Source organism: Dysosmobacter sp. HCP28S3_G4, assembly GCF_052065175.1.
GTDB lineage: Bacteria > Bacillota > Clostridia > Oscillospirales > Oscillospiraceae > Oscillibacter.
The window spans coordinates 1-477 of record NZ_JBQHUP010000122.1; the positions used below are offsets into that span (position 1 = coordinate 1).

General features: G+C 49.5%; 1 rRNA gene. It reads left to right on the top strand.

The features are described from left to right. Positions 1-366: 366 nt before the first annotated feature. A 23S ribosomal RNA gene (locus ACTNBU_RS12730) occupies positions 367-477 on the top strand; the annotation flags it as partial.

The following is a 477-nucleotide window of genomic DNA, read 5'->3' on the forward strand; positions in this document are numbered from 1 at the left end:
GAGCCTTAGCGATAAGACTTTGAGATCTGGCTTCAAACGAGGCTGGAGTCTGCACCTTGAAAACTGAACAATGTATGACAAGCAAGTAAGGCAACAGAGAGGTTGTCACGCGAAAGCGTGACAAGCGTAAATTTAATTGTGGAACATCGTATAGATGGGTAACGATTACAATTTCCGAAAATCTTTGTGAAGCCTGCATAATTCAAGAGAACCAAATTTCTCTGACTGAAGAAGGAGTGAGCGACGTATCCTCGTTCTCTCGTCCCCTCGCCGAAAACCTGTTTTCGGCGAAAGAGGAGGCGCGGCGGAATGAGTGAGCTTTGGCCGCAGGCCGAAGCGAGGGATATGGAGCTTGCACCGACGACAGGTCAAGCTATAAAGAGCGCAAGGGGAATGCCTTGGCATCAGGAGCCGACGAAGGACGTGACAAGCTGCGATAAGCTTCGGGGAGGAGCAAATATCCATTGATCCGGAGAT